Genomic DNA, 17,543 nt, shown 5'->3' on the forward strand with positions numbered 1-17,543 from the left:
TCTACCTCATAATTCTTGACTTTTATTTAGAAAATGTGACATAAAATATTCTTCTAGATCAATATTCTCTCTCATAAGTTCCTTCATAGAGACCTGCTCAATCATTTCTCCATTTTTGATAACACCAATCTTGTCTGCTATCTGTGAAATTTCCGACAAAATATGGCTTGAGATTAATATTGTAATTCCATATTCCTTAGAAAGCGACAACAAAAGATTTCGAACTTCTTGAATTCCTACAGGATCTAAACCATTGATTGGCTCATCTAAAATCAACAATCTAGGTTTCGTTAAGAAAGCTCGAGCTAAACCAAGCCTTTGTCTCATTCCTAACGAAAACTCTTTTACTTTTTTAGTCGTATTTTTTAATCCGACCATTCTTAAGACTCTTATTACATCTGATTCAGTAATATTTTTCCCCATATACTGAGCGTGAATTACCAAAATTTCTTTTGCAGTGCAATTATCATAAAAAATTGGTGTTTCAATAATACTACCAATCTGGCTTAGAATTTCCTCTCTATGTTCTTGTAAATCTTTTCCAAAAATTTCAACACTGCCTGATGAAATAGTTGATAAGGATAACATGCATTTCATTAACGTTGTTTTCCCAGCACCATTTGGTCCTAAAAAACCATAAATTTCTCCTTCAGCAATTTGAAGGTTGATACCACTCAAAATTTCTTCCTTATTAATTGTTTTAAAAAGATCTTTTATTTCAACAATATTTCCCATTTCTATTCTCTCTTTCAATATCAGCTTTCAATGTGAGAGCTTTTTCTTCAGAAGCATAAATTCCAACTTGTACAGTCTCTTCTTTTATAGAAATTATCAAAGAATTATTACTTGTCCCTTTTTTTAGTCGTTTCATTTTTATGTCTGAGAAAAAATTGTTTTCTTCTAAGAAGTCATAAATACCTAAAAAATTAACTACAGGTACATGATTATATTTAAACTCATCTTGTTCCTTGTAATCACTACTAGCAATGAAATTAATAAAATCCAATGTTGTACTATTTCTAGAATTTTTATACTCTTCAACCTGCAAACGTAAAGAATTATCAATTTCATTTAACTCCCCGTTTTTGACAATGACTGGAATTAGCTCTAGAAACATGCCAAGAGTATTAGAGAACTTTTCCAATTTCCCACATCTCCCTTTAAAAAGTATAAAAGCAGGCATTTTACTTAGCCATTTTTCATTAATACTAAACTGTTTTCCATAACCTAGTATGGTTCGCCCAATTACTCCCCATAGTTTATCTATAAGGAGTTCTTCTTTTCCAATCTTAGGTCTTACCGTAATTGAAGAAAATACATTTGAATTATTTTTTACATAACCAGTCTTGTATCGATTACTTACTTCCTCAAAACTTTTTATTGAGAAAATCTGTTGCTTCGCTTCCTCCGTAAAATTTATAAGCTTTGCATATTCTGAATATGAAGGTATATTTTCTGACTTAATGTCTGGAAAGTCTAAATATTTTTTAACACTTTCTTCAAATATTTCAGCTGAACAAGCATCCCAGAATATATGATGAATTCTCAAATAAATGCGATATTTAGTATTGTTTTCTTTAAAAAGTACTAATTCACAGGCATGGTCATTTTCTTTAAAAATCCCATTATCTTCGAATCGATTTTGCTCAATTTCATAGATTAATTTAATATCCTCTACGCACCTATCGCTCAGGTCAACAAATGGAATTTCCCAATCCTTATCAAAGAAATATTCCTTAATAATTAAAACATTGTTGATATAATCATAAGAACTTCTTAAAACACCGTTCTCTTTGACTACTTTTTTCAATGAATTAATTATATCTTTATAGTCATAATCTCCTTCAATATCAAAGATTGCTCCAGAAACGATCATAGGTTGTTTTTTAATCCATTGTTGCATTTTTGTAGCTTTATAAGTTGAATAATTATTTTCAGTTTTAAAATCCTGCTTATAAGTGACAAAGTACGGTTTTGATAAACTTCTTTTATTTTCTTCCGTTATCTTTTTTTCTATAGATTCCTCGGAAATTGATGCAACACTAGTCTGTAAATTTAAATCTCTGATAGATTTTCCACTGAGTATATCTTTTAAAGTAATCGTATATCCTACCTTGTTTAATTTTGCAATAATTCTCATCGCTGTAATTGAATCACTTATAATATTTGATAGAGACTGAAGAGGGTTAGACACAACAATCTTAAGAATGTCTTCTAATACATCACAAAATTCTCTTTCTTGAGAACTCATTTTCAAATCCTCTACCATTTTTTCTATTTTGGGGAACCCAAAGCTTTCTAAAGTCTTTCTATCAACTTTCCCATTAATAGTAGTTGGCAGTGAATCAATGTTGACAACTCTCTCTGGAATCATATAATATGGTAATTTTTTTTGTAAAAATAATTTAACTTCTGAAGATAAAATATCATTATCTGAAACTATATATGCAACAATATGTTTGTCGTTGTCATCATTGACAACACAACAAGCAGCTTGTTTAATACTGGTTATATTCAAAATTTGATTCTCAATTTCACCTAGTTCGATTCTAAAACCTCTTACTTTCACTTGACGATCAATACGTCCTAAGTATTCAATGTTACCATTAGATAATCTTCTCACTAAGTCTCCAGTTCTATATATTCTAGATGGAGAAATTAACTTGTCTTCAAAAAAAACTTTCTCATTTAATTCAGCTCTGTTTAGATAGCCTCGTGAAAGACTCAACCCCGATATACATAGTTCACCTGGCATATCATCCCCGACCAAAACACCATTATTCATGATATGTACATTAACATTTTGTATTGGTTTACCAATTGGACATCTTTTCAACTCGTCCTGAAGTTTATAAATTGTCCAATCTGTGGTCCAAATTGAAGCCTCACTTGGACCATAACCATTAATGTAACACATTTTTTGACTCCAAATTTTAGCTATTTCAGGACTTGCTTCATCTCCTGCATTCATAACATATTTTAATGTTTTTAGTTCCTCTGGCTTGAAGAAAGGCATCAATACAGGAGGTATCAAAGCAAAAGTCACATGCATTTCATTAATAAGATTCGTTATATCTTTGGGTGAATTGCGAATATTATCAGGAACTATAACTAATTGAGAATTATTTACTAAAGCACCAAATATTTCCAGAACAGATGCATCAAATGATAAACTAGCAAATTGTAAAATTCTAGCATTATCTTTTAATTGATATTTTTCACCAATATAATCAAATAAATTCATTAATCCTTGATATTCTATCAGTGATCCTTTAGGGGTTCCTGTCGAACCTGATGTATAAAGTACATAAGCAAGATTATTTTTATCCAGAGCAACTCTTGGTTTGTCTGAATTAATATTTATATTACATTGATCAGGCTGAATTATTTTGATATTCTGAAGACTACCAAAGTTCTCATCATCTGAAAGCAATATTTTAACTCCTGCATCTTCTATTTGAAAAGAAACCCTCTCAAAAGGTAAACTTTTATCCATAGTTACACAGCAAGCTCCCGCTTTCATAACTGCAAGCATACTAATTATTACCATTGGTGACTTCGATAAATAAATACCTACTCTGTCCTCAGTTTGAATACCATTTTGAAGTAAAATATTTGCTAAGGCGTTACTTTTAGATTCCAACTCCTTAAATGAAATTTTTTCATCTAAATAGAAAATAGCTGTCTTTTCTGGATTATGTATTGCATTTTGACTAATAGCTTCAGGAATATTATTAAGAGTTATTTCTCTTTGGTTAACTTCGTTTTTTAGATATAACTTTCTCAATTGTTCTTGATTTAGTACTTGAATATCCTTAACTTTATGTTCAGGATAAAAACAAATATACTCTAAAATATTTTCCATTGTTTGGAGGAGGTTTTCTATAGTATCGTCTGAAAATTTTTCAATATCAAATGATATCTGAAAAGCCATATAATCTCCCGTATCATGTATCATACAAGATATATCATAGCTAGCATTTTCAACGCCGTCACAAACTTGTAAGGTCACACCATCTGCAAATTCAAATAATTGATTCTCTGAAACAAAACTTGAATAGGAGTATACAGTCGAGAATAGTGGTGTCCTTCTATTTAACCATTTTTGGATTGCTGAAGGACTTACGCATTGATAATGTTGTCCCTGAAAAACCTGTTGTTTATTTTTCAAAATAAGCTCTTCAATAGTTTCATCGTTCTCTACAGAAATTCTTGTTGGTATAGTATTAATCAACATTCCAACAATTTCACCAATATTCTCTATTTCTAGATTCCTACCAGAAACGACCTTTCCAAAAACAGCATCACTAGTATAGTTAAACCTTTGAATTAACAAACCCCAGACAACTTCTAGAATAGTATTTCTTGTCACTGATAGTTTACTACTCAATAGCTTAAGTTTATCGTAGACATGATTGGGAACTTTGTGACGCAAATTACCGCTTAATGATCTAGTATGTTCATTTGTCTCCAAAATTTTAAAATCAGATTCACCATCATAGTCCCCAAGCAAGTTTAGCCAATATTCTTTCCCGCTCTCAGATTCTATTCCTCCAATAAATTTTAGATATTTTTGATAATTATCTCTTTTAGATAAATATTTATCTAATTTTAAATATTCATTACCAACATAGTATTTATACGTAACCGACAGTGTCTTCAATAAATTGGATAAAGACCAGCCATCAAAAACTATATGATGGAAACTCAGTAATAAGTATGTTTCTTTACCGCTAGTTTTAATAATTGCTGCTCTGAATAAATTACCTTCCTCTAAATAGAAACCTTTCTCCATTTCTATAGACTTAACCTTCATAATAATTTTCTCTAACTCGATTTGATTATTAGAATAATCAAATTCCATCACGGATATATCCTTGACTTTATCAACTTTCTGTGAGTATGTTTCTGAACCAGTCTCAACGACTCTCAGGGATAATGCTGGATGTTTAGTTGAAAGCTTACTAAGTGCTAGTTTTAGACACTCAAGATTCAAATTGTCTCCCAATATTTTAAATAAAGTTTGAGTGGAATAGAGATTAGCATTATCATTGGTTAACTTTTGAAATAGTATCCCTTCTTGAGAAGGAGTTAATGGTAAATGTTCCCCACTATCTTTATCATTGGTAAATAATAGTATTGCGTCTTTAAATTTCTGACACAATTCTTCAACATCTGATTTCTTAAATTTATTTGAATCAAAGTCAATTGTGAACCTCAAACAATTATTTTGAATAACACCATTGAAGTTAAGAGGCGACCAAAGAGTATTATTTTCATCCATTGAATTTCCGAAATCATAATTTGAAACTACCAAAGCATCAGAATTATTGTCCATATTCCCCATAAAGTTAAATGAACATTCTGACATTTCATTTGAATTCAATAATCTCTTACAATATTTAAGAATTCCAAAATTAAATCCCTTTTTAGGTATTTTTCTGATTTCAGCCTTGGTTTTATTCAATAAATCCCAAATATCTTTATTATAGCAATCTAGAATTAGTGGATAATTTGTCGTAAACCAACCTATTGTTCTATCTACTTTCGAAATATCGTTAATAGACTCTCTCCCATGTCCTTCTAAATTTAATGATAGTAACTTTTGATTAGTTATGCTGTTTACCGCAAAGCATAGAGCAGTTAATAATAAATCATTTATCTGTATGTCATCTCTTGGATTACAAAGTTTTTGAAACGTCTTAGTCTCATCCTCTGATATTGACATTTTTATCTTCCTGAACGCATTGCCCTCTGATTGCTTCTCTCTGGGCTCTTCTAACTGAATCTTTCCTTTTGGTATTTTAGAAATCATTTCATTCCAATAAGGAAGTTCTCCTCTTGCTTCTTCTGAATCACCTTGTTTTTGTAATTCAGCTAGCCAGCTTTTATAATCCATTGTTCTATATGGTAGAGTCAATTCTTTATTATTCTTTAACTGACTTTGTAAATATATAAAATCATCTAATAATATTCTCCAGGAAACACCATCAATAACTAAATGGTGTGCACAAATAAATAATAAAACTCGTTTTTCAGTTTTAAAATACACTAAATTCAGCAGGGGAGTTGAAGATATATCAAATTTGTTTTGAGCATCATTACAATATGTCTTACAATTTTTTATAAATTCATCATCAGTACATTCTATAAAATCGATTTTATAGGATGGACGATTTACTTCTATAAACCTGTTCTTACTTAACTTAGAATCACTAAAGTTTTCTTTAAATATTGAATGTTCTTCAGTTAATCTATCAAATATTTCAATTATATCTTCATATTTATCTTCAAATTTTAGTTCTAAAAGTATTGCTTGATTGAAGAAATTTGGATTCTTTAAATTTTGAGAGAAAAATTCTTCAATAATAGGTGAAATGAGAATTCTATCATTTGAATTATTTTCAATGATTTCTATCTCATTTTCTGTGTGAAATAACTTTTTTAAAGAAATTGATTGAAGTATCTCCTCTGGTTCAACTTTAGCTCCAATTTCTTTAAATTTAGATGCTATCCGTATAGCTTTTATTGAATCTCCTCCTTGAGACAGAAAATCTTTTTCTAAATCTAAATCTTTATTATTTAATTCACTTTTTAAAATATTAATTAAATTACTACTACCTTTAGAGTTTTCTATTGATTGAGAATTCGGTAATAATTCATATAAATTATTACATCCTAAAATTTTATCAGAATCTATAATAATTGATTTTTCGGCTAATTTTGAGGAAATCCTAATTGCCTTAATAGAATCTCCCCCTTGCTCCAAGAAGCTCTCTGAAAAGTTGACTTTTTTATTTAATACACTCTCTATAACTGACTTTATCTCTTCTGATTTGTCAAATTTAATAATAGGTGAGTTTATACATTCCATTAACAGCTTTGAATATTCATTAGATAACCTTTCTATAGTCTCTTTCCTGAAAATAGCTTTTTTGAATTCCCATCTAATTGTTAAGATATTATCTGTTTCTAAGATATCTATTGTGATATCAAATGGTGATTTTTTTGATTTTATAGGAATTTGTTCCAAAAAACCATCTTCCAGTGTTTTTACCTTATTAAATGCTAAAAATACGTCAAATAAAGGATTTCTTGTATAATCAGTATTACTATTATGAAGTTTTATGATTCTATCTAGGGGGTATAGTTGGTTTTCAAACAGCTCCAATACTAATTTTTTTATTTTTTGTACAATAGTAAGAAAATCATCATCTTGATCAATGTCTCCCCTTAAAGGTAGCGTGTTAGTATACATACCAAATGTGCTTTCTGATTTTTCAAATAGCCTTGAATTTATTGGGGTTCCAATAATAATATCTCTTTGACCAGTAAGTATACTTAAATAGTACATTGTTACTGCAACAAAGAACATATATAGAGTTATATTATTTCTAGAACAAAAAACGTCAATATCTTTTTTTAGATTCTTATCGATTTCTATTAAAATGTCATCGCCACTTTCATTACATCTAGCAACTCTTGGAAAGTCTAACGGTAAATCTAACAAAGTAGGCTTCTGACTAAAAGCCGCTTTCCAATATTTGTCTGAAGAGTCCAAATTTTCATTATTCAATAAATCATTCAGTTCTGCAGAAGTCATTAATACTGGAAGCGTTTCTTCTCCTCTATACTTCTTTATAAGTTCTGATGTGAATAATGATGTAGAATATCCGTCATTTATTGAATGATGAATATCAACAAATACATAATCGTTTTTATTTGTTCTCAGAATATTCATTCTTATCAATGATTCATTTTCCAAATCAAATGGTTTTACTAAACTACTAAGTACACTTTCGATTTCTTGTTCTTCACATGAAATCATTTTTATTTCACTAGAAAAATTATTATTAACTTCTAGCATTAATTTATCCTCATGAAAATGGAAATTAGATTTTAAAACTTCAAATTTATCTAAAATATGTTTATAAATATTATTCAGTTTATTCAAATCAAGTCTTTCATTACTTTTTAATAGTAACGGCATGTTATAACTGGTTGATCTTCTATTTACCATTTGTAAAGCATATATTCTTTTTTGTGTCTCAGTAGCTTGAAAGACATTATTGTTATTTGAAATAGTAGATATTACAGAATCATTTTGAACAATTTCAAGATTCTCTGCTTTATCAAGATTTATTGTTTTTTTAGCTTTTTTTTGATTATTTGACTGCTCAATTTGACTTAAAACAAATGAAATCGTAGGAGAATCAAAGAATTGTTCTAAACTAATCTGTAAAGAAAAATTGCTATTTAAACGATTTACTAGTCTTGCAGCCTTTATTGAATGCCCTCCTATGGTAAAGAAATCATCAGAAATTTTCACGTTATTTATCCCTAAAATTTCAGAAAAGATTGCTTGTACTTCTTTAAAAATCGATGAATCATGTTGCTCATTAATTAATTTAGGTTGTTCATTATTTTCCGTTTCAGCTTCGACGTCGACGTCAGTCAAACTTAATAATTTTGCAGAATCAACCTTTCCATTCGCGGTCAAAGGTATTTTTTTGATATTAATAAACTTTGAAGGAATCATATAAGACGGAATTACGGATGTAAGTCTCTTCCTTAAAGTCATGGTGTCAGAATAATCTGATGTAATAAGGTAAGCAATTAATTCTTTATCTGCCCCCTCTCCCTTGGCGAGTACTACACAATCTATAATAGATGCTATGTTTTTGATATTATCTTCTATTTCAGATAGTTCTACACGATTTCCTCTAATTTTAATCTGTTTATCCATTCTGCCTAGAAATTCAATATTTCCGTCATCATGCCACCTTGCATAATCCCCAGTCCTATAGAATCTTTCACCTTCAAACATAAAGAATTTCTCTTTAGTTAAAGTTTCATTATTAAGATATCCAATAGCAACTCCAGGTCCAGAGATGCATAATTCACCTACCATACCAAGACCACAAATTCTTTCCTTCTGAAGTATCAGACATCTAACATTTGGCGCTGGTCTTCCAATCGGAACTTTCTTATGTACCTTTTCACGATTTTCAAACCAAGTTGTTGACCAAACAGTTGCTTCCGTCGGGCCATAACCGTTAGCATAAGATAGGTGGTGCTTCCAATTATCTACTAATTCCCATGTTGATTCTTCCCCTGCTGTCTTAAGTGATTTTAAAGTACTTAGCTTTTGAGGATTTAATTCATTTACAAAAACTGGAGGTAAGACCGCCCAGGTTACTTTAAATGTATTCATTATTTGAGTAACTGCATCAGGACTCAATCTCTTGTCTTCAGGAACAATAACCAGTGTATGTCCATTCAATAGTGCGGTTAGTATCTCCAATATTGAAGCATCAAAAGCTAAACTAGCATATTGTAGCAATACTTCAGAGGAATTCTTAAATTCAAACTCTAAGTTCATTCCCAATGCCATGTTAACAGCTCCATTATGAGAAATTAGAGTTCCTTTTGGTTTTCCTGTTGTACCTGATGTATATATTATATATGCTAGATTTTCGTAAGAATAATCATATTCAATATATTCAAATTGACTTTCTATTAACAAATTCTTATCAACAGAAATTATATTAATTGACTTATCTTCTACAATTCTTCTGTGTTCATCGTTTAATGTACTATTTATTAGTATATGTTGTGCTTTTGAATCATCAAGAATGTAAGTTAATCTATCTTGAGGAATACTAATGTCTAATGGTACATATACAGCATTAATTTTTAATATGGCTAAAAGTGAAATGATTGGTTCCATACCTTTTTCTTGTAGAGAAAGTACATAATCTCCTTGATTGATGCCACTTTTTCTCAACTGTATAGCCAATTCCGTCGACTTGTTATCTAATTCCTCATAAGTCATTGTTTCACCAGAAATATTTAAAGCAACTTTATTCATAAATTGTTTTGCAATATCTTTAAACTGTGAAACGATATTTTTTTCTACTTTAATTGAAGGCTGTATATTTTGTGAGTACTTCTCTATTATCTTTTCTTCTTCTTTCCAAACAAGCTTAATATCTCTTAAATGTTGATTTTCATTTTCCACAAATTGTTCAAGCACAAACTTAAATCTCTTAAGCATATCAATAATAGTAGAATCATAATATTTATTAGAATCATACATCAATTTTATATAAAGCTTTTCTTCCTGAATAATTGACAAGTTTAATGCGTAGTCAGTCTGCTCATATGTTTTTTCATGTTTCATCCATTCGGGATGACTATCATTAAATACGTCAAAACTAAACAAAGAACTTATTTTTTGATCCATTAGATTATTAATTTCTGAAAATGCAATCAATTCATTTCCTTTTACCGAATAATTTTTCCTTTGTTGATATTTTAGCAATTGAGATACGCTTAGGTTTGGATTCGTTTTTATTCTGATTGGAATAGTATTGATAAATAGTCCTACCATATTATCAATCCCTGGAAGTTGAACATCTCTACCAGAGATAATTTTCCCAAATACAATGTCAGTGGAAGCTGAATAAGCCTGTAACACAATTCCCCAGGCAGACTCTAATATAGTACCTACTCCTACTTTTATCTTTCTACCAAGATTTTGTATTAACTCTGTTAATTCTGAAGTTAGCCTAATTCCAACTTCTTCCAAATCGTTTTCCTTAGATTTTTCATACGAATTTTCTTTCTCTGGAAGTAATAATGGAAGTCCTTCAAAATTATCAAGATAATTTTCCCAAAAATATTTTGTTTTAATTTCATTGTTATTATTGAGTACTTCAACAAACTCACTATACTCTGATATTTCTTGATTTTCCTTGCAATCTATTTCTTCATATAATTGAATAAATAAATTATTAATAAGATCTAAACACCACCCGTCCATTATGATATGGTGAAAAGACCAAATAAGTTTTGATTGTTTCTCTCCAACCTTTATAACATAGACTCTAAATAGTGGATCGTTCTCAAAGTCCCAAGAACTATTCTTCTCTTCGGCAATATATTTTTTAATTCGTTTATCAATCGTTTGAGCATCAAATCCATCAAAATCTTCAAAAGTAACAGGGATATTTCGTTCAATAAACTGAACATTTCTAGCAACACTTTGTTTTTTATAAAAAATTGCAGTTCTTAAAATTTCGAAACGACTTGCTATCTTTTCCATAACAGAGGAAATTTTTTCTTCCTTCAATTCTTTATAAACATTCATTACTACTTGAACAATGTATTTATCCTGTTTATCTAGCATTTTATTAAAAAGGAAATTTTCTTGCATATATGATAAAGGGTATATTTTTTCTATTTCTAACCCGTTATTTTTTATTGTTTCAATTGCAGATTTTAACTCTTTCTTACTCCAAGAATGATTCCCATATTCTGGAATACAGTCATGACTATTCAAATGTTCAATAATTGTATGTAAGTTATTCTTGAATTTCTCAGCAATTTTTTCTATTTCAGAAATGGAAAAATAACTTTGTTCAAATTTAAACTCAAAAACCAGACTCTCATCAACTTTTTGTCCTGTTATAGTTAATGGGAACCATAAATGATTTGATTTTGAATTCCTATCCCCCATATCTAAATGAACTAATTTTATGTATTCTAAATTTTCCTGAAAATCACCTAAATAATTAAAAATTATCAATGGTTCGAAAACCTTCTCATAGTTAGAGATTTTCTGATCTTTATAAGCTAAATAATTTAAACCTCTATTCGGAATCATCTTAGTACTACTAGAAACACTTGCTATTAAGTCATCTAAATCTTTATTATTCTCAAAAATCACAGGATAAATACTTGTAAACCAACCTATCATGGAATCATTTTCAATATTTTGTTCTATAGTTTCTCTACCATGACTCTCTAACATAATTGCCAAAGTGTCACTATTAACTGCTTTTACAAGTGCTGCTAAAAAAATATCATTTATTCTATATGTATGCTTATTACTTCCTGTAAGAAATAGACTATCATTCCTGTCAATAGTAATTTTTTTAGAATGTACACTATTAATTGACATCTTAGATTTTGAAGAATTTATTTTTTCTAATTTATTATTAACTTTATCCCAGTAAAATTTCTCCTCTTTTAGTTTCTTACTTTGATACTCATCTAATTCTCTAACCCACTCAAAAAAACTATTATTCTCTCTAGGGAGCTCAATCTTCCTATTCTCCATTCTTTTTGTGAATATAATATTGAGTTCATCATTTAATATTCTCCAGGAAACACCATCAATTATTAGATGATGGATAGTTATAAAAATATAACTCCCTTTAGAAGACTTAAACAGTACAATGTTAATAAGTGGGCTATTCCCCAATTCAAATTTATTTTGGTTTTTTTGGCAAATTAATTTAAATTCTTTATTAAATTCTTCGGAATTTAAATCTTTAAGATCGTGGGATTCGAACAAAAATAATTCTCTTCCCTTATTTATAAATGGTTGATTGTTTTTATCAAAATTGACCTTAAAGAGTATGTGATTTTCAGTCAACTCTTGAAATATATCCTTAATTTCTAAATCATTTAACGAATTATTTATATATAATGTTTCACATTGATTAAAATGTTCCTTTACAAAAAAATCCTTTCGGAAAAATTCTTTTTGAATAGGGCTTAATATTGTTTCATTTTCAAATGACTGACTTGTTAATTTCGTTTCATTATCATTTCCTAATTTTGCTATTATTTCATCAATACTATTAGAATCAACTATGTCATTAGTTCTAAGTTTATAGCCACGATTCTTCAGCTTCGAAACAATTCTAATTGCTTTAATTGAATCCCCTCCTAAAGAATAAAAATCAATATTTTCATCTTCAATTGTAACTTTTAGTATCTCCTCGAAAACTTCAATGATATCTTTTTTTACAGAATTATCAATCGTCTTCAATAAACTTACTTTTTTTTCTCTTACAATACTAGGTAAGGATTTCTTATCAACCTTTCCATTCAAAGTCATAGGTAATTTGGCTATTTCAACAACATGATGAGGTTGCATATAACTTGGTAATTGATCCTTAATCTTTTTACAAAATGTCTTTTTATCTGTGGGATTTTGCAAAACTACATACACAACAATTTCTTTTTCCGAACCCCCAGAATTGAGATTTGTTATACATGAATAAACTTCTTTTACTTCTTTTTGTTTTAAGATTATTGAATTTAATTCAGACAAATCTATACGGTGACCTCTTACTTTGACCTGATTATCCTTTCTCCCACAAAATACTAACTCTTTATCTGAATTCCAATAGACTATATCACCTGTTCTATACATTCTTTCCTTGGTCTTAGGATGCACCAAAAAACTTTCTTTATTTTTCAAATCATTGTTAATATATCCTAAACTTAAGCTATCTCCCGAAATACACAGTTCTCCAGGAATGTCAATTCCACATTCTTGCATTCCCTGAAAAACATGACAACTTACATTCTGTATAGGACGACCTATGGGAACAGCCAAGTTTGTATCAAAGTTTCTATATTTCCATGTAGAAGTCCAAACTGTAGCTTCTGTCGGTCCATAAGCATTAAAATATTTTACTTTGTCTTTCCACGGTAATATAAAATTCCAATTAGCCTCCTCTCCAGCAGTCATTAAATATTTTAATGTAGTCTCTCGCTCTGTATCAAGATTTTGCATGTATACCGGTGGAATAATCGCGAATGTTACTTTTTCAGTATCCCACAAATCTTGAAGTAAACTAGGATTTTGTTTTTCCTCGTGATTAACCATTACTAGAGTACAGCCATTTAAAAGTCCACCAAATATTTCTAGTATAGAAGCATCAAATGAATGACTTGCAAATTGTTGGATTATATCATTTTCGTCAATTCCTATATCATTTATAAATGCCTCACACATATTTATTACCGAACTATGTTTTATCATCACACCTTTCGGTACTCCTGTAGAACCTGAAGTATAAATAATATATGCCAGATTATCTGAATCTATGTGAGGAAAAGAATTAAGATTAACATTATTTTCTACAAACGAGTCATCATATAGAATAGTATTAATTTTAAGAGACTTTGATAACTCTTCATTACCAGTGAGTAGTAATTTGCAAAAACTATCGCTTAAGATATATTCTATTCTCTCATGAGGATTATCTTTATCTACGGGTAAATACACTCCGCCAACTTTAAGAATTGCAAAAATTGCTATAATTGCATCAATCCCGACTAGAGTGGTTGCGACAACTTGTCCAGAACTTACTCCTTTATCAATCAAAAAAGTAGCTAATTCAGAAGATTTTTTATCTAATTCCTCAAATGTTATACCTCCCCTTTGGTATCTAACAGCTATCTTATTAGGAAACTTCTCTACTTGTTTTTTGAATAGAGAAATTATTGTTTCACTCTTATTAAAGTCATGAATACGTTTTTCAAAATAAACTTCTTCTTGTTTTTTAAGTAATGAAACTGAACCCAAGTGTTCATCAAGATTGTCAATAAACTGCTCTAAAATATACATAATAAACGAATGTAAGCTTAGAAGCTCCGGTAATTTTATTAAACACTTTTGATACTCGTATAAAATAAACGGCTTTTCATTCGCATAATTAATCATAATTGTTAATGGATTCGTCCTACTACCACTACCAATCACTTTAAATTTAAATCCTAACTTTATATATTTGAATTTTAAATCATAATTCATCTCCATGCACGATATATCAGTTAATGCTTCAAAAGATTCAATTCCATTATTTTCTATCATTTCTGATATTGTATAATCACTAAAACTTTTTATATCAGTAATTTTTGTAGACACATCTAAAATATATTTTTTTATTGAAGTCCCTAACTCTATCTGAGGAATAATAGGTAATAAACTAGTATTTGAATCCCAACCAGAATTCTGCGTTACTGCCAGCCCAACACTAGCTTTAGATGTAAAAGTCTTAACTTTTTTTGCAAAAATTACTCCAGCTAAAATGAAGTCAAAAAGAGTAGTATCCCTTGAGATTGTAGATTTTTCAAATTTACGCACCAATTCTGGAGGAATAATCTTCTTTATTTCCTCAGTTTCTAAATGTTTCGAATTTTCCTTATAAAGAGCTTCCCCTTCAAAACTTTTCAACTCTTTTGTCCAAAAATCTATTGTAGATTCTTGATTGTCAGTAGTCTTTGGATAATATCTTCCTGACAGCTCTTCAATATTTATATCGTCTAATAGTAACCCTACAAAAGTATTTGAAAATTTAGTGATAAATTCAATATCAGAAATTAAATGATGAAATTTTATTAATACCTGTTTTTTCACACCATTTATTTCTGCTACAAGAAATTCATAAAGGGGTTTCTTAAAATCAAATATGGAGTCCTTTTTCCATACTTCAATAAAGCTGTTTAAGTCACTTTCACGTTCAAATCTTTTAAGTTGTATATTATCTAATTTTTTATAACTTCTGATGTATTGATTTTTATTTGACAGTACCTCAATTCTTAAATGATCAATTTTTCTCAACATATTATTTAGAGAGGATAATATCTCGTTAGTTGTAAAATTCCCTGGAATTTCCAATACTGCACAGATATTATTAATTTCTTTAACTTCTCTTAATGTCTCAATATTTAATAGATTTTCTTGTATTTTTGTTAATTTATAATTTATGTTTGCCATTACAATCCGTTACCTTCCATTAAATTCATCTATGCTAATTGATATTAATATCTCTTCTTGAAACATTATAAATTGAAAATGAAACAATAATTAAACTTATGAAACTAGCAAATATTAAAAAAAATAAGTTATCAACAAAACTATTAGTTAAACTTCCTGGCATCACATTAGAAAGTAGAGCCGCTAAACCAAGCCCTGAGATAATTGTTATAACTGTTGAATGCTTAATCATCCCTAATACAAAAGGTAGTACCCCGATTAATACTGTCCCGAACGTAATTCCGGCTAAGTTAATTAATTGATTAGCTACTGAAAGATAATTTGATTCAGTTAAAACTGCTACTAATTTAATTAATAATTGAATAACTAAATGTGCTGTAAAATGTGCAATAAATGATAATAGAACTACTGATAGAACTTTTCCCCATAATAACTTTATTTTTGAAATTGGGTAAGAAAACAACTGAAAAATTGTTCTTCGTTTAAATTCATCAATAATAATTGTAGACAACAAATAAGATTCGAAGATCAAAAACGCTGCTTTTGTAAATAAAGATGAAAACAATGAAGCTGCAATTGCCCAACCTCCCCATTTACCAGTAATTCTAAAATCATTGTTGCTTTGTGCAACAAATTCTCCCAATTTATTATCTGTAGCTAGCCCCATGATTATGATTCCTGTAATAATTAATACTATAAATATAGTAACCAACCAGGCTAAAAATAATTTAGATTTCGAAACTTTATTTATTTCAATTTTTATAAGCGACAACATAGATTTATTCCTCCAAAATGTAAATATAGTTTATATTATTCAAACTAGTTTCAACAAATATTAAAAATAAATTTTTCAAACTAACAATATTATCAAACATACCTAGAGTATGTTTGATATCAAAAAAACAACATACTCTAGGTATGTAAAATAGAATTTTTAATAACATATCTATAATATGTTATTTTTAAAATCTCAAATACGTAAAATATATTTAGAATAACCAAAATATGAACAAAGATTAAGTTAATCAATAATATATCAATAAAAAGAATATTACTTACAAGCATGTCATAAGAATATTTATTTATCTCCTTTTAAGTAATCAAATAATTTGAAAATCATCTCCATCATCTCATCAGAAATCAACTGCACCCCTAGTCCTTCAAAAGTAAGTTTAATGAAATTCATTTTTCGCTTTAATTCCTCTACTGAAAAAACGGAAATCTGGAATCCTATCCAAATATTTAAAGTTAAAACAATTAAATCAGCTAACTCTTCTGGATATTCTGTTTTAATTGATTCATCTTTAACACCCTCGTAAACTCTTTCTCTAATTTCTGGTAAAAAATCAGAAAACAGACTTAGATACTGCTCTCCTAACAAACGTGGACTTCTTAGCATAATTGATACTGAATATACTAGCCTTTGTTGTTTAAAATTAGAGAAAGAATCCATCAAAGAATTTTGTATTTTTTCTAGTCCAGTATTTCCTCTCCAATTATAATTTAAAATTTCTTGATTATTTTCGCTAATAATTGATTCCAATATTTCATATTTCGACTCAAAATGATGATAAATAACCCCCTTCGTTAATCCGCCTAACCCATCGATTATATCTTGTATTGAGGTATTGTCAAATCCTTTTTCTAAAAATAAGTCTTTAGAAACTTCTAGTATTTTATTTCTAGTTTCATGTGAGTTTCTATTCCTTGCCATTATAGCCCCTTTCTATCATACTATCGGTATGTAACCTTATTATAATGAACAAAACTAATAATGTCAAATTACCTATTGTTTTCTCTAATTTTTAATAGTCTATTCTTAATGTCAATTTAAGTTGTGACACAAAAACTATCTTTCGAAGACATATACTGTAATCTTTCATTCTCCTTTTTATATCATACTAGAGATAGTAGATAAACTGAGAAAAGGAAGGATGAAAAGATTAAAGAATAAAAAAAG

The 17,543-nt window shown here is 29.0% G+C and carries 4 protein-coding genes; all 4 read right to left on the reverse strand.

The window, feature by feature from the left end; genetic code table 11:
* Positions 1–6: 6 nt before the first annotated feature.
* The gene (locus PCY16_RS04885) at positions 7–735 is read right to left on the reverse strand and encodes an ABC transporter ATP-binding protein (RefSeq protein ID WP_024783517.1); all 729 of its coding nucleotides are present in this window, start codon (positions 733–735) and stop codon (positions 7–9) included.
* A complete protein-coding gene (locus PCY16_RS04890; RefSeq protein WP_301354223.1) occupies positions 719–15,583 on the reverse strand; it encodes a non-ribosomal peptide synthetase in 14,865 nt (4,954 codons plus the stop codon). Before PCY16_RS04890 ends, PCY16_RS04885 begins: the two co-directional genes overlap by 17 nt.
* Before the next feature lie 34 nt (positions 15,584–15,617).
* A complete protein-coding gene (locus PCY16_RS04895; RefSeq protein ID WP_301354225.1) occupies positions 15,618–16,358 on the reverse strand; it encodes an ABC transporter permease in 741 nt (246 codons plus the stop codon).
* A gap of 303 nt (positions 16,359–16,661) precedes the next feature.
* Positions 16,662–17,297, reverse strand: coding sequence for a TetR/AcrR family transcriptional regulator (locus PCY16_RS04900; RefSeq protein WP_301354228.1), 636 nt, complete (start codon positions 17,295–17,297; stop codon positions 16,662–16,664).
* Positions 17,298–17,543: the final 246 nt, after the last annotated feature.

It is taken from the genome of Streptococcus sp. SS4, from assembly GCF_030440125.1.
Classification (GTDB): Bacteria; Bacillota; Bacilli; order Lactobacillales; family Streptococcaceae; genus Streptococcus.